Origin of the sequence: Streptomyces endocoffeicus (assembly GCF_016741935.1) — a bacterium.
GTDB lineage: Bacteria > Actinomycetota > Actinomycetes > Streptomycetales > Streptomycetaceae > Streptomyces > Streptomyces endocoffeicus.
The window spans coordinates 483,261-504,967 of the sequence record NZ_JAERRG010000001.1; the positions used below are offsets into that span (position 1 = coordinate 483,261).

The 21,707-nt window shown below is 71.7% G+C and carries 24 protein-coding genes and 1 pseudogene; 6 read left to right on the forward strand and 19 right to left on the reverse strand.

Annotated features, from left to right (window positions below; genetic code table 11):
* Window positions 1-5: 5 nt before the first annotated feature.
* Window positions 6-128 (reverse strand): putative leader peptide, encoded by a 123-nt coding sequence (locus JK364_RS57985; protein WP_372455496.1) that lies wholly within the window; start codon window positions 126-128, stop codon window positions 6-8.
* A 252-nt stretch (window positions 129-380) separates the two neighbouring features.
* Window positions 381-950 (reverse strand): GNAT family N-acetyltransferase, encoded by a 570-nt coding sequence (locus JK364_RS02145; protein ID WP_201846893.1) that lies wholly within the window; start codon window positions 948-950, stop codon window positions 381-383.
* A 606-nt stretch (window positions 951-1,556) separates the two neighbouring features.
* Between JK364_RS02145 and JK364_RS02150 the strand changes: the two genes are divergently transcribed.
* Window positions 1,557-1,751: an ATP-binding cassette domain-containing protein gene (locus JK364_RS02150; RefSeq protein ID WP_307841185.1), complete on the forward strand. Its 195-nt coding sequence runs from the start codon at window positions 1,557-1,559 to the stop codon at window positions 1,749-1,751.
* Window positions 1,733-1,945, forward strand: a pseudogene (locus JK364_RS02155) (aldo/keto reductase); the annotation flags it as partial. The gene JK364_RS02150 and the pseudogene JK364_RS02155, both read left to right, overlap by 19 nt.
* 11 nt (window positions 1,946-1,956) lie before the next feature.
* Here the strand turns inward: JK364_RS02155 and JK364_RS02160 are convergent.
* The 4 genes from JK364_RS02160 to JK364_RS02175 all read right to left on the reverse strand — a co-directional run bounded on the left by JK364_RS02160 (window position 1,957) and on the right by JK364_RS02175 (window position 5,958).
* Entirely contained in the window at window positions 1,957-3,201 is a 1,245-nt protein-coding gene (locus tag JK364_RS02160; RefSeq protein WP_307841132.1) for a vanadium-dependent haloperoxidase, read from the reverse strand.
* A 65-nt stretch (window positions 3,202-3,266) separates the two neighbouring features.
* Window positions 3,267-4,061, reverse strand: coding sequence for an ABC transporter ATP-binding protein (locus JK364_RS02165; protein WP_201846899.1), 795 nt, complete (start codon window positions 4,059-4,061; stop codon window positions 3,267-3,269).
* Window positions 4,037-4,900, reverse strand: coding sequence for an ABC transporter permease (locus JK364_RS02170; RefSeq protein ID WP_201846901.1), 864 nt, complete (start codon window positions 4,898-4,900; stop codon window positions 4,037-4,039). Before JK364_RS02170 ends, JK364_RS02165 begins: the two co-directional genes overlap by 25 nt.
* Complete coding sequence (locus JK364_RS02175; protein WP_201846902.1) at window positions 4,897-5,958, reverse strand: ABC transporter substrate-binding protein; 1,062 nt, start codon at window positions 5,956-5,958, stop codon at window positions 4,897-4,899. Before JK364_RS02175 ends, JK364_RS02170 begins: the two co-directional genes overlap by 4 nt.
* Window positions 5,959-6,496: 538 nt before the next feature.
* Between JK364_RS02175 and JK364_RS02180 the strand changes: the two genes are divergently transcribed.
* Window positions 6,497-6,685, forward strand: coding sequence for a hypothetical protein (locus JK364_RS02180; protein WP_201846905.1), 189 nt, complete (start codon window positions 6,497-6,499; stop codon window positions 6,683-6,685).
* Between the two features lie 63 nt (window positions 6,686-6,748).
* Here the strand turns inward: JK364_RS02180 and avaA7 are convergent, their stop codons facing one another.
* From avaA7 to JK364_RS02230, 10 genes are all read right to left on the reverse strand, one after another.
* Window positions 6,749-7,669, reverse strand: coding sequence for a 3-diazoavenalumate denitrifying reductase (avaA7, locus tag JK364_RS02185; protein ID WP_201846907.1), 921 nt, complete (start codon window positions 7,667-7,669; stop codon window positions 6,749-6,751).
* The gene (locus tag JK364_RS02190; RefSeq protein WP_230991268.1) at window positions 7,666-8,205 is read right to left on the reverse strand and encodes a hypothetical protein; all 540 of its coding nucleotides are present in this window, start codon (window positions 8,203-8,205) and stop codon (window positions 7,666-7,668) included. The genes avaA7 and JK364_RS02190 overlap by 4 nt, the downstream gene beginning before the upstream one ends.
* Entirely contained in the window at window positions 8,202-9,917 is a 1,716-nt protein-coding gene (gene avaA6, locus JK364_RS02195; RefSeq protein ID WP_201846909.1) for a 3-aminoavenalumate diazotase, read from the reverse strand. The genes JK364_RS02190 and avaA6 overlap by 4 nt, the downstream gene beginning before the upstream one ends.
* Entirely contained in the window at window positions 9,914-10,504 is a 591-nt protein-coding gene (locus JK364_RS02200; protein ID WP_201846911.1) for a hypothetical protein, read from the reverse strand. The genes avaA6 and JK364_RS02200 overlap by 4 nt, the downstream gene beginning before the upstream one ends.
* An 8-nt stretch (window positions 10,505-10,512) precedes the next feature.
* The gene (locus JK364_RS02205) at window positions 10,513-11,733 is read right to left on the reverse strand and encodes a beta-ketoacyl-[acyl-carrier-protein] synthase family protein (RefSeq protein WP_201846913.1); all 1,221 of its coding nucleotides are present in this window, start codon (window positions 11,731-11,733) and stop codon (window positions 10,513-10,515) included.
* Window positions 11,723-11,986, reverse strand: coding sequence for a phosphopantetheine-binding protein (locus JK364_RS02210; protein WP_191063597.1), 264 nt, complete (start codon window positions 11,984-11,986; stop codon window positions 11,723-11,725). Before JK364_RS02210 ends, JK364_RS02205 begins: the two co-directional genes overlap by 11 nt.
* On the reverse strand, window positions 11,983-12,261 hold the full coding sequence (locus JK364_RS02215) for a phosphopantetheine-binding protein (RefSeq protein WP_020865623.1): 279 nt from the start codon (window positions 12,259-12,261) through the stop codon (window positions 11,983-11,985). Before JK364_RS02215 ends, JK364_RS02210 begins: the two co-directional genes overlap by 4 nt.
* Window positions 12,262-12,327: 66 nt before the next feature.
* Window positions 12,328-13,713, reverse strand: coding sequence for a class I adenylate-forming enzyme family protein (locus JK364_RS02220; RefSeq protein ID WP_201846914.1), 1,386 nt, complete (start codon window positions 13,711-13,713; stop codon window positions 12,328-12,330).
* Window positions 13,713-14,750: a 3-dehydroquinate synthase II family protein gene (locus JK364_RS02225; RefSeq protein ID WP_201846916.1), complete on the reverse strand. Its 1,038-nt coding sequence runs from the start codon at window positions 14,748-14,750 to the stop codon at window positions 13,713-13,715. The genes JK364_RS02220 and JK364_RS02225 overlap by 1 nt, the downstream gene beginning before the upstream one ends.
* Window positions 14,747-15,553 carry a 2-amino-3,7-dideoxy-D-threo-hept-6-ulosonate synthase gene (locus tag JK364_RS02230; RefSeq protein ID WP_164422713.1) on the reverse strand — a complete coding sequence of 269 codons (807 nt, stop codon included), beginning with the start codon at window positions 15,551-15,553 and terminating at the stop codon, window positions 14,747-14,749. The genes JK364_RS02225 and JK364_RS02230 overlap by 4 nt, the downstream gene beginning before the upstream one ends.
* A gap of 209 nt (window positions 15,554-15,762) precedes the next feature.
* On the opposite strand from JK364_RS02230, the gene JK364_RS02235 reads away from it, so the two are divergent.
* Genes JK364_RS02235 through JK364_RS02245 form a run of 3 tightly spaced genes read left to right on the forward strand, consistent with a single transcriptional unit; the run spans window position 15,763 to window position 18,825 of the window.
* Window positions 15,763-16,359 carry a flavodoxin family protein gene (locus JK364_RS02235; RefSeq protein WP_201848837.1) on the forward strand — a complete coding sequence of 199 codons (597 nt, stop codon included), beginning with the start codon at window positions 15,763-15,765 and terminating at the stop codon, window positions 16,357-16,359.
* Complete coding sequence (locus JK364_RS02240) at window positions 16,356-17,963, forward strand: MFS transporter (protein WP_307841133.1); 1,608 nt, start codon at window positions 16,356-16,358, stop codon at window positions 17,961-17,963. Before JK364_RS02235 ends, JK364_RS02240 begins: the two co-directional genes overlap by 4 nt.
* The gene (locus tag JK364_RS02245; protein WP_201846918.1) at window positions 17,956-18,825 is read left to right on the forward strand and encodes a LysR family transcriptional regulator; all 870 of its coding nucleotides are present in this window, start codon (window positions 17,956-17,958) and stop codon (window positions 18,823-18,825) included. Before JK364_RS02240 ends, JK364_RS02245 begins: the two co-directional genes overlap by 8 nt.
* A gap of 44 nt (window positions 18,826-18,869) precedes the next feature.
* Here the strand turns inward: JK364_RS02245 and JK364_RS57460 are convergent, their stop codons facing one another.
* The 3 genes from JK364_RS57460 to JK364_RS02260 form a co-directional block, all read right to left on the reverse strand.
* Window positions 18,870-20,189 carry a sensor histidine kinase gene (locus JK364_RS57460; RefSeq protein ID WP_201846920.1) on the reverse strand — a complete coding sequence of 440 codons (1,320 nt, stop codon included), beginning with the start codon at window positions 20,187-20,189 and terminating at the stop codon, window positions 18,870-18,872.
* Window positions 20,186-20,881 (reverse strand): response regulator transcription factor, encoded by a 696-nt coding sequence (locus JK364_RS02255; protein WP_201846922.1) that lies wholly within the window; start codon window positions 20,879-20,881, stop codon window positions 20,186-20,188. The genes JK364_RS57460 and JK364_RS02255 overlap by 4 nt, the downstream gene beginning before the upstream one ends.
* Before the next feature lie 147 nt (window positions 20,882-21,028).
* On the reverse strand, window positions 21,029-21,613 hold the full coding sequence (locus tag JK364_RS02260) for a TetR/AcrR family transcriptional regulator (RefSeq protein WP_230991269.1): 585 nt from the start codon (window positions 21,611-21,613) through the stop codon (window positions 21,029-21,031).
* Window positions 21,614-21,707: the final 94 nt, after the last annotated feature.

The window sequence follows — 21,707 nt, forward strand, 5'->3', positions numbered from 1 at the left end:
TCAGGTCAGCGGCGACAGAGCGCGCCGGCTACGCGCAGCAGATCGATGTGGTGCCGGGAGTACAGGCGGACACCCTCACGGAGGGCCGGAGCCGGCGCGGGCGGGCAGGTCATCGGCCGCGACACCATCGCCTCCCGTTCCCGTTCCCGACGGGCCTTCGGGCCCTGGATGATATCTCGGAACGCTACGTGAGGCCGGTGACCTCACGCAATCGTGAACTCGGACGGGCCGCGGCGTATTCCTCGGCGCCCATGCGGCCCCCAGCCGTCACGGTCGGCGAGTTCGTGTGTCAGCGGGCCGCGCCGCCGTCATGCCCGGCCCCGGCCGAGCCCCCGACGGTGCGAGCCGCGGCGGATGTGACGGCGGCGGGCCGCCGGGGGTCACACATGGCTCCCCCGCTCCGCACCGCCGGTGGCGGGCAGCCGTTTGGCGAAGCAGACGCTGTACGGGTCGCGGGAGTAGGGCGGATAGGGCGGGATGCGGTACCAGCCCTCGCGTGCGTAGAGGGCGGCGGCCTCCGGCTGCCGGACACCCGTCTGCAACATCAGCTCCGCGACGCCCCGTTCGGCCGCGGACGCCTCGACGGCCGCCAACGCCACTGCGGCCAGCCCGCGGCCGCGGTGGCCGGCACGGACGAACACCCGCTTGATCTCCCACCGGTCGCCGGGCAGCGCGCGCAGCGAGGCGGTGGCGACGGGTTCGCCGGAGCCGGTGAAGGCGATCCAGGTGACGGCCACTTCGTCGGCGGTGGGCGGGGGCGGCAGATGCGGACGCGGCCCGAAGGCGGCGTAGCGGGGCTTGATCTCCGCGTCCATCAGGGTCCTCAGCTCGGCGGCCGCCGGGTCGTCCCAGCCCACGGCCGCCCAGCGGACCCGGTCCGGCGAATCGGGCGCCGGGTCGGTGTCGGGATTCCCGGCGGGGGACGCGATCGCGTGCGTCGTGTGAGTCACGGTGGTTTCCTCATGAGATGCGTGGGCTCTTGGGAGCCGACGCGGGCAAGTTGACGCGCCGTCACGCCGCACGGCGTACGGAGGTTCGGCCCCGTACGGGCAGACGGATCACACGCGGGAAACAGCTGGGAGAAGGCGCCCCGGCGGGCAGCCGTCAATGCCTCAACAACACTGCGCGCTCACCACTCGACCGAGGTCGATGTGGTGGCGGTGCACCAAAAGCGTGGAGGCCATGGGCGCCACCCAACACCGGCGTTCGTGCACTGGTCAAGCGGCGACCAGCATCCGGAACGGCGTACGGCCGCCGGGCACACCGCGCATCTCACCATGCGGTCCGCTGTTGACCTCGGCAGACAGCGGTGTGAGCATCCCATCCCATGTCGCGGACTCTTCACTGCACGCGCCGCCGCACGGTCGATCACATGGTGATCACCAGTGCCGCCTGTTTCTCTCACTGACCTCATTCCCGCTCAGGGCCGGCCTGTCGTCTTCCTGTTTCCTTCGGCGCGCCCGCCCGCACCCTCCCCAGAGCGTCGAGGAGTACACACGGTGATCCGTGTAGAGAAACTGCACAAGACCTTCGGTACCGGTACCCGTGCGCGGCCGGTGCTCCATGAAGTCGACCTGAACATCGCGCAGGGCACCATCGGCGTCGTCGTCGGCCCCAGTGGCGCGGGGAAGAGCACCCTGGCCCGCTGCGTAAATCTGCTCGAACGCCCCACATCCGGGCGGGTATGGGTGGCCGGAACCGATGTGACGGACCTTCCGGAACGTGAACTCCACCGGCCGTGTCGACGGTGATCATCGGCCCGCGCACCCAGGAGCACCTGACGAGCCAGCTCGGCGCCGTCGACGTCCGTCTCTCGCGGGACGTGCTCGACCGGATCGACGAGATCGTGCCGCCCGGCACCACGATCAGTCCGGCCGATGAGGGCTACCAGCCCCCGTCGCTCACCGACCCGGCCACCCGCCGCCGTCCGGCGACCCGCGACTGAGCCCCGGAGGGCTAGCGCAGGAGGTGGCCGGAGGCGCGCAGCACATACCCGGCCACCCTCTTGCCGAGGGTGACTCCGGCCTCGTCCGCGGAGCGGGTGTGGATGCCCGAGAGGATCCGCGCGTCGACGTTCTCGGCCGTCAGCCGGTGCCAGTCCGTGTACGTGCGGGTGACCCCCGGCGCGGTGGGGCTGGTCAGCTCGAACGGCGCGGTGCGCGGCCCGGTGAGGGCGGACAGTATCTCCTCCGCCGCGCCCGCGTAGGTGTTGTGGCCGCTCGGATAGTCCGGGTGCGCCGGGGTGTTGTGCAGCGGCGTCCAGTCGGGGTCGGGGTCGATGGCGCCGGTGCGGATGGCGGTGACCGGACGCCAGCGCAGATACGCGTACTTGGAGTCGGAGGTCGCGATCTGCGTGTCCACCGAGGCGATGTGGAACAGCGCGACCAGCTTCGCCCGCTCCGCCACCGACCCGGCGGAGCGGGACAGCGCGACCCGCAGCGGCTCGGTGTAGAGGGTCAGCGAGGAGCCGTACCAGAAGTTCGCCGTCTCCGTCTGGTGGGCGGTGCGCCGGGCGCTGTCCGCCGCGCCGTAGGCACGCACTTCGGCCAGGTCCGACCGGTACCGCCGGGAGGCCGGCGCGGGCGGCGGTCCGAGCCGGAACTGGTCGGGGGCCGCCAGCGCGAACGGCCGCGCGACGCGGTTGCCGTACTGCGTGGCGGGGGCGTACGCGGGCGGCGTCGGCTGCCAGACACCGGGGGCGGCCGGGGGCACGGTGAACGGGGCGTCGACCGACGCCGGGTCCAGGCCGTCGCCCTCCCGGGACGCGAGGACGGACCGGGCCTCCCGCTCGCCCGCCGCCACGCCCCGGTCCTCGGCCGGGCCGTCCGGGATCCCGTCGAGGGTACGGCGGAACGCGGCGTCCAACTGCTCGGTGCGCGAAGGCGCGAGGGTGGTCAGGGAGCTGTGCACGGCGGAGGCCAGCGCCGCGTCCTGATAGTCGTCCCGGTCGACGCCCGTGGGCACCTGGCGGGTGGCCCGTGCCCCGGCCAGCCAGCTCACCGCCCAGGTGCGGCTGTTGGTCACCTGGGTCGGCGCTCCGGCCGCCGCGATCGTCTGTGCCGTGGTGTCGTACCAGTCGAGCGCCACCGATGGACGGGGCTCGGCGGGCGCGGCGACGGCGGTCGGGCCCACGGCCGAGGCGGCCAGCAGCGACGCGGCTCCGAGTGCGAGCATGAACGGTCGGGTGGCTGAGGGGATCACCAGCAACTCCTGAAAGGGTATCGGGACTTCGACAAGGTCAGTCGTGGGGCGCGTGTTCGACTCGGTCAGTCGTGGGGCGCTTGGCGGTTCTCGGGACGGTCGTCCGCCCGCTCGGTGGCCACGTCCACGCCCAGCCGGGCGAGCAGTCGCTCGCGCAGCGCGGCGTACTCGGCGCCGGCCGGCCGACGCGGCGCCGGAACCTCCACGGCCAGGTCGGCGGCGATCCGGCCCCCGTCCAGGACCAGCACCCGGTCGGCGAGCGCGATGGCCTCGTCCACGTCGTGCGTGACCAGCAGCACGGCGGGACGGTGCCGCTCGTACAGACGGGCCAGAAGGGCGTGCATACGGGTCCTGGTGAGCGCGTCGAGCGCGCCGAACGGCTCGTCCGCGAGCAGCAGTTCGGGCTCGCGCACCAGGGAGCGGGCCAGCGAGACCCGCTGCTGTTCGCCGCCTGACAGCTCCACCGGCCAGGCGTCCTCCCGTCCGGCCAGGCCCACCTCGGCGAGCGCGGTGCGGGCCCGCTCCTCGGCGTCCCCGCCCGTGAGCCCCAGTGCCACATTGGCCAGCACCCGTTTCCACGGCAGCAGCCTGGCGTCCTGGAAGACGACCGACACATGGGCGGGCGCGCTCAGGACGCCTTCGCCACCGGCGTCGTGGTCGACTCCGGCGAGCGCCCGCAGCACGGTGCTCTTACCGGAGCCGCTGCGGCCGAGCATGGCCACGAACTCCCCGGCGCGCAGGCTCAGATCGAGCCCGTCCAGCACCTTGCGCCCGCCGAAGGCCCGTACGAGCCCCTCGATACGGACGGCTACCGCGGCCTCCGGGGCGGTGACCGTCAGCCCGCCAGCGTGCGTCGCCATGACAGGACCTTCCTCTCCACAAGCCGCACGAGTCCGTCGGAGAGCAGTCCGAGAAGTCCGTAGACGACGAGACCGACGATGATGATGTCGGTCTGCCCGTAGGTCCGCGCGAGCCCCATCATGTAGCCGATCCCGCTGGTGGCGTTGACCTGTTCGACGACGGCCAGCGCCAGCCATGCCGCGGTCACCGCGAAACGCATCCCGAGGAGGAAGCCGGGCAGCGCGCCCGGCAGCACGATGTGCAGCAGGAAGCGCGGGCGGCTCAGCCCCAGCGTCTCGGCGAGCTCGACGTACCGGCTGTCGATGGTGCGCAGTCCGTTGTGGGTGTGGATGTAGACCGGGACGAAGGCACCGAGGGCGATGGTGATGACCTTCATGGACTCCCCGATGCCGAACCACAGGATCAGCAGCGGGATGAGCGCGAGCGAGGGAATGCCCCGCTTGATCTGCACGGGGCCGTCGATCACTCCCTCGCCGAGCCTGCTGAGCCCCGCGATCAGCGCCAGCACGAGCCCGGCGGCCGTCCCGTACGCCAGACCGGACAGGGCTCGCCCGGTGGAGGTCCACACATGGGACTGGAGCCTGCCGTCCGCGATGAGGTCACCCGCCGTGGTCACCACCGTCCAGGGGGCGGACAGGTTGCGCGCGTCGATGAGGCCGGTGGCCGAGCCGGCCGACCAGACCGCGAGCAGCAGGAGGGGGCCGAGGGCCCGGCCGTACGGGATGGGCCGGCCGGGACCGAGGCGCCGGCGGGCGACGCGGCGCCCGGCGTTCCCCGTGGCCGGGGCCGTCTTCGTGGTTTTGGCCGACAGCCGCTCGCCGGGGACGTCCGTGCTCATCGCGGCCGCCGCGCTGCCGCGACCGCGTCGGCGGCGACCGACTCGTACCGGCGGTCGAAGAGGATTCCCGCGTCGAACTTCTTCTTGCCCGTCTCCTTCGCCAGCAGGTCGACGGTCTTCTGCTGCCGTGCGATGGCCGGCGTCCAGTCGGCCGGGATGTCCGGATGGCCGTTCTGCTGCACCAGGTACTCACCGTCGGCGCGGGTGAGGCCCTGGTCCTTGACGTAGTAGCCGTCGATCCACTGCTTCGGGTGCTGGTCGACCCAGACCTCCGACCGCGCCCAGAACCTGATGAACTCCCTGATCGCGGCGGCCTTCTGCGGATCGCTCACGGCATCGGTCACCGCCCACAGATGTGCGGGGTCGTCACGCAGCCCGTGCTGGATGGTCTTCCCGCCGTCCTTGCCGTATTTCGCGGGGTAACGCTTGATGTTGACGCCTCCGAGGGGCGCGACGTCCACCTGGCGGCTGCCGAGCGCGGTCGGGTACACATCCCCCGTGCTGGGCAGCTCGACCAGTTGCACATCGTCCTTGGTGAGTCCCGCCTTGGCCAGGATCCGCAGCACGAGCGCCCCCTGGGCCTGCCCCGGGCTGTAGGCGATCTTCTTGCCGCGCAGGTCGGCCAGGGTGTCGACGTCCGCCCCGGGAGCGATTCCGAGTTCGTAGACGGGGTGCCGCAACGGGTCCTTGCGGAATTCCGTCGCCACGAGCTTCGTATCGAGACCGGTCCAGTGGGCGTGTATTGACGGGATCTCCGCCGCCGAGCACAGATCCAGGGAATGTGCGCGGAAGGCCTCGGAGCACTGCGGACCGCCGCTGATATTGGCCCACTTGACCTTGAAGGGCAGCTTGTCGAGCTGCCCCGAGAGCTTCAGCGCCACCTGAGTATCCGGCGCACCGACCGTAATCGACGTATTCGCCTTCACCTTCTCCGGAATCTTGACGTGGGCGAGGTTCCTGCTGTCGGCGGCAGTCGGCGAGGTGGTGTTGTCCGCACAGCCGACCAGCAGCGAGGTGCAGGTCAGAGCGGTCAGGATGAGCGGCGCGAGCCTGGGCATACACATTCCCGGGTGCAAGGCGTACGGCATCGGAGCGTACGGAAATGAAGTGATGTCGCGTGGGGGAATTCGTCGCGAGTGAGGGGTGTTCGCTGCTGGATTTCAGCTACGCTGCTGGTTTTCAGCTACGCTGCTGGTTTTCAGCTACGCTGCTGGTTTTCAGCTACGCTGCTGGTTTTCAGCTACGCTGCTGGGTTTCAGCTACGCTGCTGGGTTTCAGCTACACAGCGCGACGGTGATGCGCATCAGATCGACAGGGCGCCGCTGCGTGAACCGCGGAGAGATCGGCATGCCGCTGAAGCTACCCACGACGTCAAGAAAGGGTCAAGCGCGTGTTCGCGTTTCCGGAAGGCGGCAATGACTACTTCGTACGGCTGCCATGTTCGCGTTACATGGCCCTGGATCGAGTCCCCGCGATGTCCGTTTCGCGGAAGCCGAGGAGGGCTCGTACCGCCTCGATGGTGGCTTCGGCCAGGGAGGGGTCGCAGCCACCGCGGGCCCGGGCGCTGAGACGGACCGGGGGAACGGCGGGGAGGTCATGGCGTGGCGTGAGGCCATCAGGGTACGGACCGCCGGGAACGGCGAGCAGGGCGGCGCCGAGCCCGGCGCGGGCCGCGTCCAGGACTCCCGCGAGGACCCCACCACCCGGGAAGCGCTCGAACGGCTCGTCGACCAGTTCTCAGCGGCGCTGAGCGGCTCACACTCGGCCGGCGTGGTCGCCGCGTGACCGCGGCCGGGGTTCCTCCACCGGCGCGCGGCCGGGCCCCGCGGTGGGCCCGGCCGCACCCGGTCAGTCGGTGGCCAGTCGGGTCCGCCAGCTGGGTATCGAGGGCTTCCAGTCGAGCGCCTGCCGGATGCGGTCGTTGGAGGCGCCGCGCATGGCGGTCAGCTGGTGGGCGGTGAGCCAGCCCAGCAGCCGCTCGGCCAGTGGCGTCGGCACCGTACGGGGCGGGGGTGCTCCGAGCAGTCGGGCGTATTCGGGCAGCCAGACCGCGGCCTCCGCCGGGTCGTCGTCGGCCACGTTGAACACGCCGTCGGTGTCCGCCTCGACGGCACGGACCGCGGCCCGTGCGGCGTCCTCGACATGGAGGAACGAGGTGACGCCGGTGGCGGGCTCGGGCAGGGGCAGCCTGCCGCGCGCCACCGCGCCGCGGATCGCACCGCCGTGGTGGTAGAGGGTGCCCGGCCCGTACAGGGTCCCGTAGCGCAGGACGATCCCGGAGAGGTTCGCGGCGCCCAGCACCCGGCGCTCCAGTTCGGTGACCGTCTGGGCGGTGAGCGCCCAGCCCGGATCCGGTGCGTCGACATGGAGCGGCGCGTCCTCGGTGAGCACCGGCCCGCCGCGGGGGGCCGTGGCGAACGCGATGCTCTGCGCCACCATCCGTCGCGCTCCGGCCGCCTCAGCCGCCGCGATCAGATGTGCGGTGCCCTCGGTGCGCAGCAGGGCGGTGCGCTCCAGGCCCTCCGCGGTGGATCCGCGCAGCGCGGTCAGCTGATGCACCACCACCTCGGGCCGGGCCGAGAGCACCGCCGCGCGCACCGCCTCGGCGTCCAGCGCGTCGGCCACCACGACGCCGTCCAGGCCCGGCCCGGCCGCGCCGGACGGCTCCCGTACCAGCGCGGTCACATGGTGGCCGCGGGCGCTGAGCAGCGGGACCAGCGCCCGGCCGATCACCCCGGTGGCTCCGGCGACGAGGACCCGTGCCGTCATGCCGCGCCTCCCTCGGCCCGCATCAGCAGGCGGCACGCGGGATCGCCGTCCCGCAGACACGCGGTGGCGCAGTTGCGGGTGAGTTCGACGCCGAGCCCCTCCGACCAGCCGGCGTGGATGTCGGTGCACGGGCACTCGTAGCCGTCGAGCGAACCGGCCATCCGGACCATGGTCACGGCGAAGTTCTGCCGCATGGTCAGCTCGATATCGCCGTCCGGGAGCACCGCGGTCCCGCCGTCACGCAACTCGTTCGGGAACATCCACTCGGAGCAGGCGTCATACCGGCGGCGGAGTTCCTCGAGGTCGGCGGCCGGCTTTCCGCCGAACTGACGGCGGATCCGCTTGCCCACCTGGACGGCCACATACCGCAGCGCCTCGGCGTTGATCTCATTCGCCACGTCGTGTCCGAACCTCTTCGCCACGCCCTGGTACCAGCGCGCGTCGTGCAGCCACCACTGCCGGTACACGTCCATGGTCCTCGGACGGGGGCTCGTGCCGGGGCTCGTGCCGGGGCTCGTATGGTCGAGCGCGGTCATCGCACCTTCCCGTCCAGCTCGCCGTCGGCCACCCGGGCCCGGAACCGTTCGCGCATCTCCCGCTTGAGCACCTTGCCGGTGGCTCCCTTCACCACCTCGCTCGCGTCCATCCGGAGCGCTCCGGTCAGTTGCGGAAAACCCTCGGCGGCCAGCACCCGGTTGACGTCGGCCGTCCATCGGGCGTCGTCGCTGTCCGCCCGCGCCGGGTCCCCCGCGTCCGCCGCGTCCGCGCGCACCTGCAGCAGGGCGTAGGCGTCGGCGGTCCCGTCGCCGTCCCAGTCCGCGCGTACGCCCTCGGGCGCGACCGCCACCACCGTGCAGTCCTCGAGCTCGGGCAGCTCGCGCAGCAGCAACTCCTCGGTGCGGGTGCTGAACACGATGCCCGCGGGGGTGCGGATCGCGTCCGGCGCGCGGTCCAGGTGGTAGAAGTTTCCCTCCTCGTCCCGATAGGACAGATCGCCGGTGAGCCAGTAGCCACCGAGCCGCAGCCGGTGGAAGGTCAGCGAGTCGTTCCAGTACCCGGGGGTGAGCGTGGGTGAGCGCACGCCGAGGCGGCCGATCTCGCCGGGCGGCAGCGGTGTGCCGTCCTCGGAGAGCACCGCCGCCTCGGCGAAGCTCATCGGTTTACCGACGCAGCGGGAGAACGACGACTTGCCGGGCCGGTGTCCGTTGTGGAAGAGCGAGTAGCCGGTCTCGGAGGAGCCGAGTCCGTCGGTGAAGACGGATCCGGTGATCCGGCGCCGCTTCAGATCCTGGCCGACCGTCTCATGGCTGCCCTGCTCGATCAGCGCCCTGATATGGGTCTCGTGCGCCGCGTCCCCGGTACTGTACCACGCCTCCACGCTGGACAGATCGCGCACCGAGAGATCCTGGGCCGCCATCTCCCCGTAGGTTCCGGCGAACGCGAACACCGTGGTGGGGCGGAACGACTCCATGGCGTCCAGGACGTCGATCCCCCGCTGGCTGGACAGCATGCGGACGGGCGAGCGCAGCAGGAAGCCGAACAGCATGACCGAGATGGCGGCGTTGTGCGAGCCGGGCAGCGCCACCAGCAGCCTGCCCATCGCGGAGCCGACCGACAGCTTCAGCCGGTGCAACTGCGCGTACAGCAGGGTTTCGTGGGTGTGCGGTACGGCCTTGGGCATACCGGTGGTGCCCGAGGAGTGGGAGATGATGATCGGGTCGGTGGCGTGGTGGGCGTACGGGTAGGCCGCGGGGAGGGGCTCGCGGTTCTCCGCGCGGATGTCGGCCGCCGTGACGCAGAAGCCGAGGCCCAGTTCGGCCCGGTCGCGGGCCAGGACCTCGTGGTGGGCCTGGTCGGTGATGGCGCCGACCGCGCCCTGGCGCCGTACGTATTCGCGGGCGATCTCCGGGCGGAGGTTGCCGTTGACGAAGGAGGGGATCGCGCCGAGGGAGGTGAGGGCGAGGAAGTTGATGGCGAACTCGGTGCTGGACCAGGTCTGGATCGCCACCGGGTCGCGGGGCCCGACACCCTGTGCGTGGTACCAGCTCGCGTAGATCTCCACGGCCTCGTGCAGCTCTCCCAGGGTCAGTACCCCGGGGTGGCCGCCGTCCGGGGCCTGCCAGGTGGCGTCGGTCCACAGGACCTGCTCGTCGAACGATCTGCCGTACGCCTTCAGCCGGTGGATCACATTCCCGGCCCCCAGGGCGGCGTCCTCGCTGATCCGCGCGCGTTCCTGTTTGGTGATCATGGTGTGGTTCCTTGGATTCGGGCGGCCAGCTCGACCAGGCCGCGAAGGGTGCCGTACTCCCCCGAGGGGGCGGGCGGGATGTCGGACGGCGGGCGCGGGAGCGGATCGTCCCGGTCCAGCACGATGGCCACGGCCAGGTCCGCGGCGGGTGGGCCGGTACGGAGCTCGCGGTGCGCCGCCGTGGTGCGCTCGGTGCCGGTCAGCTCGACCCCGATGAGCACGACGCGGTCCAGCTCCTCGTCCTCCAGCAGCAGTTCCGCGGCGGCCAGCAGCTCATCGGCCGGGTCCGCCACGGTGGACAGGCAGAGCAGCGGCCCGGTGATGGCGAACTCGCGGCTGAGCTGGCCCAGGACCGCGTTCGCGGTGGACTGCATGAACAGCAGCGGATTGTGCACCTGCCCGGCCACGAGCAGACGGCTGCCGAGGTCGAGGGTGGCGGCGTCCCCCATCGTGCTGGCCAGGACCATGGCGGTCCGGGCGCCGTCGCCCGGCCGGGCGGTCAGGCATCGCTCGACGGCCTGGTACACCATCGGGTTGAAGGCGGACTCCACGAAACCGGCGACCGGCGGCGCGGAGGGTCCGGACATCGCGGCGATCATGCTCGCTCCAGTACCAGCGCGGTGTTGGCACCGCCGAACGCGGCGTTGACGGTGAGGGCACGCCGGAGCTCGGCCTTGTGGGGGCGGTTGGGCACATAGTCGAGATCGCAGTGCGGATCCGGTTCGGTGAACCCGGCGGTGGGCGGCAGCACCCCGTCCCGCAGCGCGAGCAGGGTGATCACGAGCTCCACGACTCCGGACGCCTCCAGCAGATGTCCCGTGGTGCTCTTCGTCGAGCTCACCGGCGTCCGGGCGGCCGCCGCGCCGAAGAGTGTGCGCAGACCCCGCGTCTCGGCGGGGTCGTTGTACCGGGTGGCGGTGCCATGCGCGTTCACATAGTCGATCCGCGGGCCGCCCGCACGCCGCAGCGCCCGGCCGGCGGCCATGACCAGCCCGGCACCCTCCGGATGGGGCCGGGCGACGTGGTGGGCGTCGCCGGCGGCGCCCCAGCCGGTCAGCGCGCCGAGCGCACGCGCTCCCCGGCGCCGGGCGCTCTCGGCGGATTCGAGCACCACGGCGGCGGCTCCGTCCCCGAGCAGCAGACCGCTGCGGTCGGCGCAGAACGGACGCACCATCCCGTCCCGGGAAAGGGCGAACCCCGAGTCGAACTTGGCCAGGTTCTCCTCCTCCACCAGATACGCCCCGGCGCAGATCGCCGTGTCGGCCCGGCCGGAGGCGATGAGCCGGCAGGCGTGTGTGATCGCGGTGGCCGAGGCGACGCACGCGCTGGTGAACGCCTGCCGGGGGCCGCGCACGCCGAGGGTGTCCGCGAGGGTCTCGGCCTGCCATGCGGGCACGGTCTCCGCGGCCCCGCCGAAGCCCACCGCGCCGGGAGAACCGGGTGAGCCGGGAGCGCCGGATGAGCCGGGTGAGCCGGAAAACCCGGGTGCGCCGGGTGCGCCGGGCGCGTCCGCGGCGCGCCAGAAGCGGGTCAGGCCGGTGAAGTCGCCCGCGGTCCCCACCAGGACGGCGGCCCCGGCACCCGTCGGCAGCCCGGCCATGGCGACCGCCGCCCCGCCGACTTCGGCCAGCACCTCCCGCAGCGGGGCGGCCGGGCCGCCGGTGGCGGCCAGGCCCGTTCGGTACGGGCCGGTGTCGAAGCGGGTGATCGGCGCGAAGGCGGGCCGCCCGTCGAACACGCCCTCCCGCACGGCGTCCGCCCCGGTGCCGAAGGCCGTGCGCACCCCGAATCCGGTCAGCAGCACCTCACGGTCCATGAACGCCCACCAGGTAGTCGGTGATCCGGCGGATCGAGGTGAATTCGGCGAGGAAGGCGTCGGCCGGCTCGATCTCCAGGCCGTAGCGCAGCTCCAGTTGGTGCAGGAACCACACCAGCCCCAGTGAGTCCAGGGCGAGTTCGGCGTCGTCGTCCAGGCCGGGCGGCAGATCGGCGAAAATCTTGGGGTCGGACAGCAGCTCCCGGACGGCGTCGGTGGTGATCCTCGGCCGGGCTTCGGATTCCGCGGTCATGCCGTGGCGCCCCGCTCCACCACATCGTTGATCAGGTCGCCCAGGTTCATCGCGCCGGCCTGCTCGATGTCGCTGTCGGGGAACTTCACATCGAACCGGCGCTCCAGGCGGAGGAGCAGCTCGATCAGGCCCAGTGAGTCGATGTCGATCCCACCGGTGCCCATGGGGCTGTCATCGCTGATCTCGTCCGCGGCGAGCGGATGGTTCATCTCCTCGCTGATCGTGCTGAGCACGAAATCGCGGATCTCCTTCTGCAGGGCCGTCTGCGTCTCCATGGTGCGCAACCTTTCTGTGCCACGGGGGGTCGATGCGGGGTGGTCGGCAAGGGGCGGTCAGCCGGGTCAGTGGTCGGGAGCGCGGGCGAGCAGGGCATCGCGGCGCCTGACCAGCTTGCCGTTGGAGGTGCGGGGCAGATCCGCCAGGACGTGGACGACGCGGGGCACCTTGTAGTCGGCCAGCCGGTCCCGGCACCAGCGCAGCAACTCCCCCGCCGAGGGGCCGTCCGCCGCGACCGAGACATAGGCTTCGGTGGCACCGGCGTGCACGACCACGGCCCCGCTGACCCCGGGGTGCCGGCGCAGTACGGCCTCCACCTCGGTCAGGTCGACCTTGAGGCCGCCGATGACCACCAGGGAGTCGCCGCGGCCCAGCAGCCGCACGGCGCCGGAGGGATCCAGTTCGGCCCGGTCGTGGGTGCGCAGCCAGCCGTCGGCGAACCGGTCGCCGCCGGAGGCGTGCAGATACGGTGAGCCGTCCGGCAGACAGACGTCCAGTTCGCCCTCGCGGATCCGCAAGAGCACACCGGGCGCCGCCCGGCCGACCGAGGGCCGCGAGGCGCCGCTCACCTCCATCGCGATGACGCCCGTCTCGGTGGTCCCGTACGACTCGCCGACCCCGGTGCCGAACCGTTCGGCGAATCGCGCTGCGGTCCGCGGCGGCATGATCTCCCCGCCGGAGACCGCCGCGCGCAGGGCGGGCAGGGCGGGCAGGTCCCGGGCGGTGCTCAGCAGTTCGTAGTGGAACGGGGTACCGAAGATGACGTGGACGTCATGGCGTCCGGCGGCGCCGAGGATGTCCTTGGCCGACACCCGTGGCGCGAAGACCGCCGAGACGCCCGCGGCGAGGGAGTGCAGCACCCCGGCGATCAGGCCGAAACTGTGCGCGGTCGAGCTCAGCAGCAGCACCCGCTCGCCCAGGACCGGCATCCCCTCGATCCGGGTGAACCGCTCGATCTCGGCCGACAGGGAGGCCGCGGTCCGTCCGATCACCTTGGGCAGCCCGGTGGAGCCCGAGCTGAACTGCACCAGCTTGTGCTCGGTCGTCGCCGGGCGACCGTCCGGGTACCGGGAGGTGACCACCTCGTACCTGGGCTCGAACTTGAGCGGTGAGCGGCCCGCCGTACCGGCGTCGACCAGGAACTGCGGGTGGCACAGCGCGCGCAGGGCGTCCACTTCGGACGGTTTGAGCCGGTGGTCGACCAGCATCACCTGGGCGCCCAGCCGCCACAGCGCGAGCAGCACCTCTATCTGGGTGCAGCTCGGCGGGATCTGGAGCATCACCGTACGACCCTCGCCGATGCCGTGCCCGGCGAAGACCGCCGCCTCCATGTCCACGGCGGCCCGGACCTCGCCACGGCTCACCGGGTGGTCGCCGTGGACGAGGTAGGGCAGCTCGTCGGGATGGGCGTCGAACAGCGTGTCGAGGAGCTCCCGCATCGGTGCGCTCATCAGTGTTCCTTGCAGAACTCGCCGATGGGGAAGCCCACATGGCGCTGGTCCGTGGCCAGGTAGCCGAGCAGCTCGTCGCCCTGCCGCAGCTCGGTGACGTTGAGGACCTTGCCGCCGGGCCCGAGCACCCGCACATGCCAGTCGTCCTGGACGGTCAGGCTCACCACGGTGTCGTCGGCCGACCGCGCGGTGATGGTCAGCAGTGGACGGGACTCCAGCTTGGCCCGGCCGACCGTGACCGGCCGGGTCCGGCCCTCGGAGTTGACCGCCAGGGTCGTGCTGCCCGAGCCCAGCTCGCTCAGGTAGTTGGTCCGGTTCTCCGGGCCGAGCACATAGGAGTGCAGGGCGCCGGCGTTGACCCGGAACGGACGGGTCGGCATGTACGGCAGCGGATGGGTCTCGCTGCAGCACAGGATGAAGCCGGTCGAGTACGAGCCGACCAGGATGCCCTCGTCCTCGGCGAAGTGGGTGCAGGTGTCCACGCACACCCGGTCGCCGAGCCCGTGGTGCTCGATGCGGTCGACGGTCAGCGTGGTCAGCTCCAGCGGGGAGGTTCCGGCCTCCAGCAGCCGGGCCAGCGCGAACACCTCGCCGGCGTCGGAGGGAGCCAACAGGACTCCGTCCGAACCGCGTTCGAGCACGTCCAGCACGGTGGCGGCTTCTTCCAGGTCCGCGCAGACGGTGATCAGCTTTCCGGCGGAGCGGTCCGCCGCGGCGAGCACGATCTCCAGGGGGATCTTGGTCGGGTCGGCGAAGCGGACCACGGTGTGGGGCAGCGCGACCGCGGCGGCGCACGCCAGCCGCAGCGACGGTTCGTCGTGCACATCGACCCAGGCCGCGTCGGCGTCGAGGCCGTAGAGCTGCTTCTCCTCGGTCACCGCCGCGGTGGTGATGGCGGTGACGGTCGGGGGCAGCGACTTGAGGACGGATTCGTCATCGCAGAGCACACCCTGCATCCGGGTGTGGATGGCGGCGTCCACGACGGATTCGAGCCGGGCCTGCGGAACGGTGCGGAGGTCGATCCATGCGAACTTCATGCGGCTCCTGTCGCGATCGTCGAGGGGTGGGGGGTCGTTCCGGCTTCGGCGGCGTGCACCACGGCGGCGAGCCGTGCCACCAGCGAGGAGGGTGAGGGCGAGGAGAAGATCCGGCGGCCCACCGCGAGGCCCCGGCAGCCCGCGAGCATCAACGAGGTCCCATGGCTGACCAGGTCCGAGCCGTCGGGCGGGCCGCCCGCGGCGAGGATCGGCAGCGGACAGCTGTTCACCACCTCGGCCATCCGCTCCATCGGCAGGGCGATCGAGGTCTTCACGAGGTCGGCGCCGAGATCCGCGGCGATGTTGACGGCATGGGCGAGCAGCGCCGGGTCGTGCGGATCGGCGATCCGCGGCCCCCTCGGGTAGATCATCGCGAGCAGCGGCATGTTCCAGAGGTCGCACGAGGCCGCGACGGTCCCGAGATCCTTGAGTTGCCGGTGCTCGGTGTCCGAGCCGAGATTCACATGCACGCTCACCGCGTCCGCGCCCAGCCGTACGGCCTCTTCGACGTCGCCGACGAGCACCTTGGCGTCGGTGTCGGCCGCGTGCACGGTGCCCGCGCTCAAGTGAACCACCAGAGCGCAGTGGCGCAGGATGTCCGGTGCGATCGCCCGCGCCCGGCCCTTGTGGACGACGACCGCGTCCGCGCCGCCGTCCACCAGTGCCCTCAGCAGCCCGTTCCAGCGGGCCTGGGACACCACCGGCCCATCGGACACACTGTGGTCGAGCGGGACGAAAAGATATCTTCCGTCCCCCGCGACCGAGAGCCTCCGCATCCGGAATGATTTACCAATATCGGTCATGTGCCAGGCACACCTCTCCCAAGGGGCGAACCACGCAGAGGATTGCGGAGACAGAATGGCACGGCGATGCAAAAGCGAGCGGATATCGAATCTCCATAACTCCGCGGTTATATGACTCTGAGGAATTTCTGAGATTGCTCTGACAGGCTGTCCGACGGCTATTCCGCCGGAGCCGAATCCGCGTTTTCCAGGAGGCTGGTTTGACCGCCTTGACCGACCCGGTTCGCATCTCGATCGCCTGTCACGGCGGACGTGGTCACACCGCCAGGCTGGGTGAGGCCGTACGAGCCGGGGCGAGCCGGGTGCCACACACCGAGGTCACCTCTGTCCAGGTCGACCGGATCACCGATCAGGAATGGCATCGGCTCGACGACGCCGACGCGATCATCTTCGGTGCCCCGACCTATATGGGCACGGCCTCATCGGCCTTCCACACCTTCGCGGAGGCGAGCGCCAGACGCTGGCTCACCCGCCGCTGGCAGGACAAACTGGCGGCGGGTTTCACCAACTCCGGCTCGATGGCCGGGGACAAGGCCGGCACCCTGGGCTATTTCGCCACCTTCGCCGCACAGCACGGCATGCTCTGGGTCAGCCTCGGGCTGCCCCCCGGCTGGAACTCCTCCGCCGGCGGCGAGTTCGACCTGAACCGGCTCGGTTTCTACCAGGGCGCCGCCGCGCAGTCCCCCGTGGACGACAGAACGGGGACGGTGCACAAGTCCGACCTCGCCACCGCGGAACATCTCGGGCACCGGGTCGCGGAGCTCACCCGGACCGTCGTCGCGGGCAGACGAGCGCTGGAGTCGTGAGCCACCGGCCCGCCGCGTCGGCCGCGGCCGGGGACGAGGGCCGTGCCGTGGCCGCCTCCGCCCGGCAGTGGTGGACCGTGGCCGTGGCGGTCCTGGCGCAGACGCTGGTCCTGCTGGACAACACGGTCCTCAACGTGGCGATGGAAACCCTCGCCGATCCGGTCCACGGGCTCGGGGCGAGCGCGGCGGACCTGGCGTGGGCCAACGCCTCGTACTCGCTGGTCTTCGCCGCGGGCAGCTTCGCCGGTGGCGCGCTCGCCGACCGCTACGGGCCGCGTCGCACGCTGGTCGCCGGGCTGACGCTGCTGGCCTGCGCCTCCGCGCTGGCCGCGTTCTCGGACGGGGCCACGGAGTTGATCGTCACCCGTGGTTTCATGGGCGCGGGCGGGGCGCTGATCACACCGGCGACGCTGGCGATCGTCACCCGCGGTACCGCGCCGGCCGACCGGACCCGGGCGATCGCGGTCTGGGCCTCCGCGGGCGGCGCCGCCGTCGCGCTCGGACCGGTGGTGGGCGGTGCGCTGCTGACCCGGTTCTGGTGGGGCTCGGTCTTCCTGGTCAACCTTCCGGTGGTCGCGCTCTGCCTGGTCGGCGTGGCTCTCCTGGTGCCCGGGCTGCGCTACGCCGAGCGCAGGGTGCTCGACCCACTGGGCCTGGCGCTCTCCGTACTGGGGCTGGGCCTTGTGGTGTACGGCGTCATCCGGGGCGGCCGCCCGTCCGGCTGGACGAGCCCGGCCGCGCTGCTGCCCATGACGCTCGGCCTCGTCCTGCTGGCGGCGTTCGTGGTGTCGCAGAGCCGCCGGGCGGTGCCGGGTTTCGATGTGCGCCTGTTCACCGAGGCGCGTTTCGCGGGCGGCAGTGTGACCCTGCTGCTGCTCTTCTTCGGCCTGGCGGGGCAGCTCTTCTACTGCGCCTTCTATCTGCAGGGGGTGCACGGACTGTCGACGCTGGCCGCCGGGGCCGTGATGTCGGCCGCCGCGGGTGGCATCGTCCTCGGCAACCAGGTCTCCCCCGCGCTGTCGCGGCTGCTGACCGTCCGCTGGTGCGCGGTCGCCGGGATACTCCTGTCGAGCGCCACCTTCGGCGGCTATCTGCTCTTCGACGCGGACACCCCGGTGGCCTGGATCGCCGGGACGCTGTTCGCGCAAGGCGTCGGTATCGGGCTGGTGGTCGCGCCGATGACGGCGGAGATGATGGCCGCCCTGCCACCGCGGTACACCGGGGCCGGCGCGGCGATCAACGCCGCTGCCCGGCCGGTGGGCAGCACGCTCGGCGTCGCGGTGCTCGGCTCGGTCCTCGCCACCGCCTATCGCGGGGCCGTCCGGCCCGCCCTCACCGAACTGCCTCCCGGGCCACGGGAGAAGGCCCTGGACTCCGCGGAGGCCGCCCGTGCGGTGGCGAGGTCGCTGAACCGGCCCGAGCTCCTCGCCGCCGCGGACCGGGCCTATCTGCACGCCATGTACGTCACCGCCGCGTGGACGGCGCTGCTGTCCCTGGCCGGTGCCGTCCTCGTCATCGGATATTTCCGGCCGCGACCATCAACGACGGAGGCAGCAAGTGGATATGGGGCTGCGCCATCTTCGAATCGTGCTCACCGTGGCTGAATCGGGCAGCATCAGCCATGCGGCCGCCACCTTGAAGATCGCCCAATCCGGCCTGTCCACACAGCTCAGACGCATTGAGCAGGAATTCGGCGGGCCGCTGTTCCGCCGCCGCCCGAACGGCGTGGTGCCGACCGAACTCGGCGTCCATGTGCTGGGGAGGGCCAGGCAGTTGCTCGACGAGTTCGGCGATCTGCTCTCCACGGCGCGGACCCTGGCCCAGCCGGCCGAGCCGCCGCGGGCCGTCGGGCTGGGCGGAGTGGACAACCCCTGGGTGCCTCTGATCGCCGCGCTCGTCCGGGAGCGGCTGCCGCACCATGAACAGCTGACGTATCTGGAGCCCTCGTCCCAGGCCGTGCTGGAGCTGCTGCGCACCGAGAAGATCGCGCTCGCGGTCATCAGCGAGTTCCCGGACGTCGTGCCGCCCGCGGTCCGCGAGTTCGCCGTCCGCGACCTCGACACCGAGCCGGTGCTGATCGGGCTGTCCTCCGGCCACCGGCTGGCCCACCGGCAGCTGATCACCCTCGAGGAACTGGCCGAGGACACCTGGGTCGCGCCCGGCGACCGCTCCGACGGGCTCGGCCTGAGCCTGCGGATCGCCTGCGAGCGTGCGGGGTTCACCCCCCGGTTCCGGTACTTCGGCGCCGACCAGACGACCGCGGCGGCCATCGTGAGCGCGGGGAACGCGATCGGGGCCTTCTTCGCACCGGGCGACCACTGCCCGGGGGTCTCGTTGAAGCGGCTGGCGAACGGCCGGCTGTGGCGCCGGACCCGGCTGGTGTGGGACGCCGAGTCGCCGCTGGCCGGGCTCGCCGAGGACCTCGACGGCGGCGCACTCGACTGGCGCCGGCCGTACGCCTCGTGAGCCCGGCCGTACGTCTCGTGAGCCCGGCCGCGGACCCGGCCGGCTCAGCCCCCGGGAACGTCGGGCCGTCTGCCTCCGACGGAGAGGCACGACGCGATCGTCCGCTCCCGCGGAACCGCCTCCCCCGTCCGCGCCGCCGGCAGCTCCACGGTGAACAGCGCACCGTGCCCCGGCCGCCCCTCGGCGGTGATCCGCCCACCATGGCTCTCGACCACCTCGCGGGCCAGCGCCAGTCCGAGCCCGAACCGTCTGCCGCGGCCGGCGGAACCCCTGGCGAACCGCTCGAAGAGGCGCGTGGTCTCCTCCGGTGCGAACCCCACTCCGGTGTCGCGTACGGACAGCGACACGATGCCGGGAAGCGGGGCGTCCACCGATACCACCACCTCCCCGCCGGGCGGGGTGTGCCCCATCGCATTGTCGACCAGCGCGGCGATCACCCGGCGCAGGGCCGGCGCGGTACCCACCACCACATGCCGCCCCGGCCCGGGCCGCAGCCGCACGGCCAGCCCCATCTCCTGGGCCCGGACGTCCTCGGCGGACACCGCCTCCTCGGCGAGCGCGGTCAGGTCGACCGGATCGCGGGATCCCGGCGACTGGGACAGCCGCGCGGACAGCAGCAGGTCGTCGATGACGTCACCGAGCTGCCGGGTGCCGGTCACCAGACGCTGGAGGTCGGTGGCCATTTGCTGGGGGGTCTCCGAGCCGGAGCGCCGGGCCAGCAGCTGGGCGCGGGTGTGCAGCTGGGTCAGCGGGGTGCGCAGTTCATGGCTGGCGTCCGCGACGAACCGCCGCTGCCGGTCCAGTGCCTCGGAGAGCGGCTCCATCGACCGTCGCGCGAGCATGCCGCTGGCGGCCGCGACGAGCAGCAGACCGACCGCCTCGGCCGCCGCGAAGGCGAGCAGCAGATGGGTGCGGTCGGCGCGCTGGAACCGTTCTCCGTACGCCGCCTGGACGAGCTCCGAGCCACGCCGGTCGGTGCGCACCGTGTACTGCTCACCGCCTCGCTCCACCCGTTCCAGCACCGGAGGAGCGCCCGCGCGGACCGCGGCCAGGCTGGATCTCACGGGCAGTCCGGCGGGGGTGCCGGGGGTGCTGCTGACCCTTCCGCCCCGCTCCACGGTCATCCACACACAGACCGGGGGGCTGTCGACGGTGTTGTGGTCGATGCCCCACTGGGTCTCCCGCTCCGCGTCGGCGCGCTGGGCGAACAGCACGACGGTGTAGACGATGCCCCCGACGATCAGCATGATCACCGACATCACCAGCGAGATCCGCCAGGTGATCGTCCACTGGGCGGCGGCGAGCCTGCGCTGCTCGGGGCTCCGCGCCGGGCGGCGCGGGAAACGGATCGGTGTCGCCTTCACAGCACCCCCAGCTGGTAGCCGCGTCCCCGCACGGTGCGGACGACGTCGCGGCCCAGTTTCCGCCGCAGGTAGTAGACATAGGTGTCGACGATGGACTCCGCCGAGGTGTCGGGGAAGACACGCTCCCGGAGGTGTGCACGCTCGTGCACGATCCTGGGGCCTTCGGCGAGCGCGTGGAGCAGTCCGAATTCCCGCAAGGAGAGTTCGACGCCCGTGCCGTCGGCCAGGCGCACCTCGCGGCGCCGGAGGTCGAGCTCTCCGTCGCCGAGCGGAAGGACTTCCGCGTCGACGAGGTCGCGCCGGCGCAGCGCCCGTACCCTCGCCAGCAGTTCGTCCACTTCGAAGGGCTTGACCAGGTAGTCGTCCGCGCCGGAGTCGAGGCCGGTGACACGCTCGTCGAGTGCGCCCAGCGCGGTCAGCACCAGCACCCGGGTGGTGACACCGACCCTTCGTAATCGTTTGACCAGGTCCAGGCCCTCGATTCCCGGAAGCATCCGGTCGATGACCATCACCTGATGTTGTCGTCCCAGAGCGAGATGAAGCCCCCGTTGGCCATCGAATGCGACATCGACGTCGTAACCCTCTGAGTTGAACAATTCGGCCAGCATGTCTGCGGTTTCCCGGTCGTCCTCGACCAGTAACAGCCGTGTCTGATCCGCAGTCGACCGGTCTATATCGGCTGGGTAGATCATTCGCTCATCTTGTCCCAATCCGCGTCGGTACGACGTCAGGGGTGCGAAACAGGGTCGTGAAGGCGCCAGAAATGGCCCTCGGGGACCCCCGGTGCGGGTCCGCCGAGTGCTCAAAGGGCCGCTGTCGCCCCGATGGCGCGGACCGTGTCAGCTCCTCACGACGCCGCGCAGGAGCAGGTCGATGAGCCGGGTGGCCAGGTCGCGCCGGTCCTCGTCGGCGGCCATGATGCTGATCCCGCCGAGGGCCATCAGCACGTCCTGGGCGTCGACCTCCGGCCGCGCCACCGGCCGGCCCTCCCCGGACGACAGCAGGTGGCCGATCGCCTCGGCGAGCAGGGCCCGGGTCTGCAGCCGCTCGCTGTCGTCGGTCAGCACCACTCTCAGCGCATCGGCCATCCCGCTCTTGGCGGCCATGAAGTCGATGAAGCGCTCCATCCAGGTCCGCAGCGCGTCCACCGGCGGCAGTGTGGCGGCGAGGTGCGGCGCCGCCTCGCACAGGCGCCGCACTTCCTGCCGGTAGACCGCCTCGACCAGGAGTTCCTTGGACGGGAACCGGCGGTAGAGCGTGCCGACGCCGACACCGGCCTCGCGGGCGATGTCCTTGACCGAGGCCCCCGCTCCCTCGCGGGCGAACACGGCCGCCGCCGTCTCCAGCAGCCGGTCCTCGTTGCGCTGCGCGTCGGCGCGCAGCGGCCTGCGATGCCGCGCCGCGTTCCCCTCGATGCCGGTCAATCCGGGTCCCCTCTCGCCATCACTTGCAACCGGAACCAGTTCCGCTTACTGTCGGGAAGCGAACCGGAACCCGTTCCGGATACGAGCGTACGAC

Bases quoted from the DNA above. Each gene is read 5' to 3' on its own strand.
- JK364_RS57985 (WP_372455496.1), bottom strand. From the start codon at position 128: ATGGTGTCGCGGCCGATGACCTGCCCGCCCGCGCCGGCTCCGGCCCTC.
- avaA6 (WP_201846909.1), bottom strand. From the start codon at position 9,917: ATGATCACCAAACAGGAACGCGCGCGGATCAGCGAGGACGCCGCCCTG.
- JK364_RS02170 (WP_201846901.1), bottom strand. From the start codon at position 4,900: ATGAGCACGGACGTCCCCGGCGAGCGGCTGTCGGCCAAAACCACGAAG.
- JK364_RS02190 (WP_230991268.1), bottom strand. From the start codon at position 8,205: ATGACCGCGCTCGACCATACGAGCCCCGGCACGAGCCCCGGCACGAGC.
- JK364_RS02180 (WP_201846905.1), top strand. From the start codon at position 6,497: ATGGCGTGGCGTGAGGCCATCAGGGTACGGACCGCCGGGAACGGCGAG.
- JK364_RS02255 (WP_201846922.1), bottom strand. From the start codon at position 20,881: ATGATCTACCCAGCCGATATAGACCGGTCGACTGCGGATCAGACACGG.
- JK364_RS02200 (WP_201846911.1), bottom strand. From the start codon at position 10,504: ATGTCCGGACCCTCCGCGCCGCCGGTCGCCGGTTTCGTGGAGTCCGCC.
- JK364_RS02215 (WP_020865623.1), bottom strand. From the start codon at position 12,261: ATGGAGACGCAGACGGCCCTGCAGAAGGAGATCCGCGATTTCGTGCTC.
- JK364_RS02230 (WP_164422713.1), bottom strand. From the start codon at position 15,553: ATGACCGATATTGGTAAATCATTCCGGATGCGGAGGCTCTCGGTCGCG.
- JK364_RS02210 (WP_191063597.1), bottom strand. From the start codon at position 11,986: ATGACCGCGGAATCCGAAGCCCGGCCGAGGATCACCACCGACGCCGTC.
- avaA7 (WP_201846907.1), bottom strand. From the start codon at position 7,669: ATGACGGCACGGGTCCTCGTCGCCGGAGCCACCGGGGTGATCGGCCGG.
- JK364_RS02220 (WP_201846914.1), bottom strand. From the start codon at position 13,713: ATGAGCGCACCGATGCGGGAGCTCCTCGACACGCTGTTCGACGCCCAT.
- JK364_RS02225 (WP_201846916.1), bottom strand. From the start codon at position 14,750: ATGAAGTTCGCATGGATCGACCTCCGCACCGTTCCGCAGGCCCGGCTC.
- JK364_RS02175 (WP_201846902.1), bottom strand. From the start codon at position 5,958: ATGCCCAGGCTCGCGCCGCTCATCCTGACCGCTCTGACCTGCACCTCG.
- JK364_RS02205 (WP_201846913.1), bottom strand. From the start codon at position 11,733: ATGGACCGTGAGGTGCTGCTGACCGGATTCGGGGTGCGCACGGCCTTC.
- JK364_RS02165 (WP_201846899.1), bottom strand. From the start codon at position 4,061: ATGGCGACGCACGCTGGCGGGCTGACGGTCACCGCCCCGGAGGCCGCG.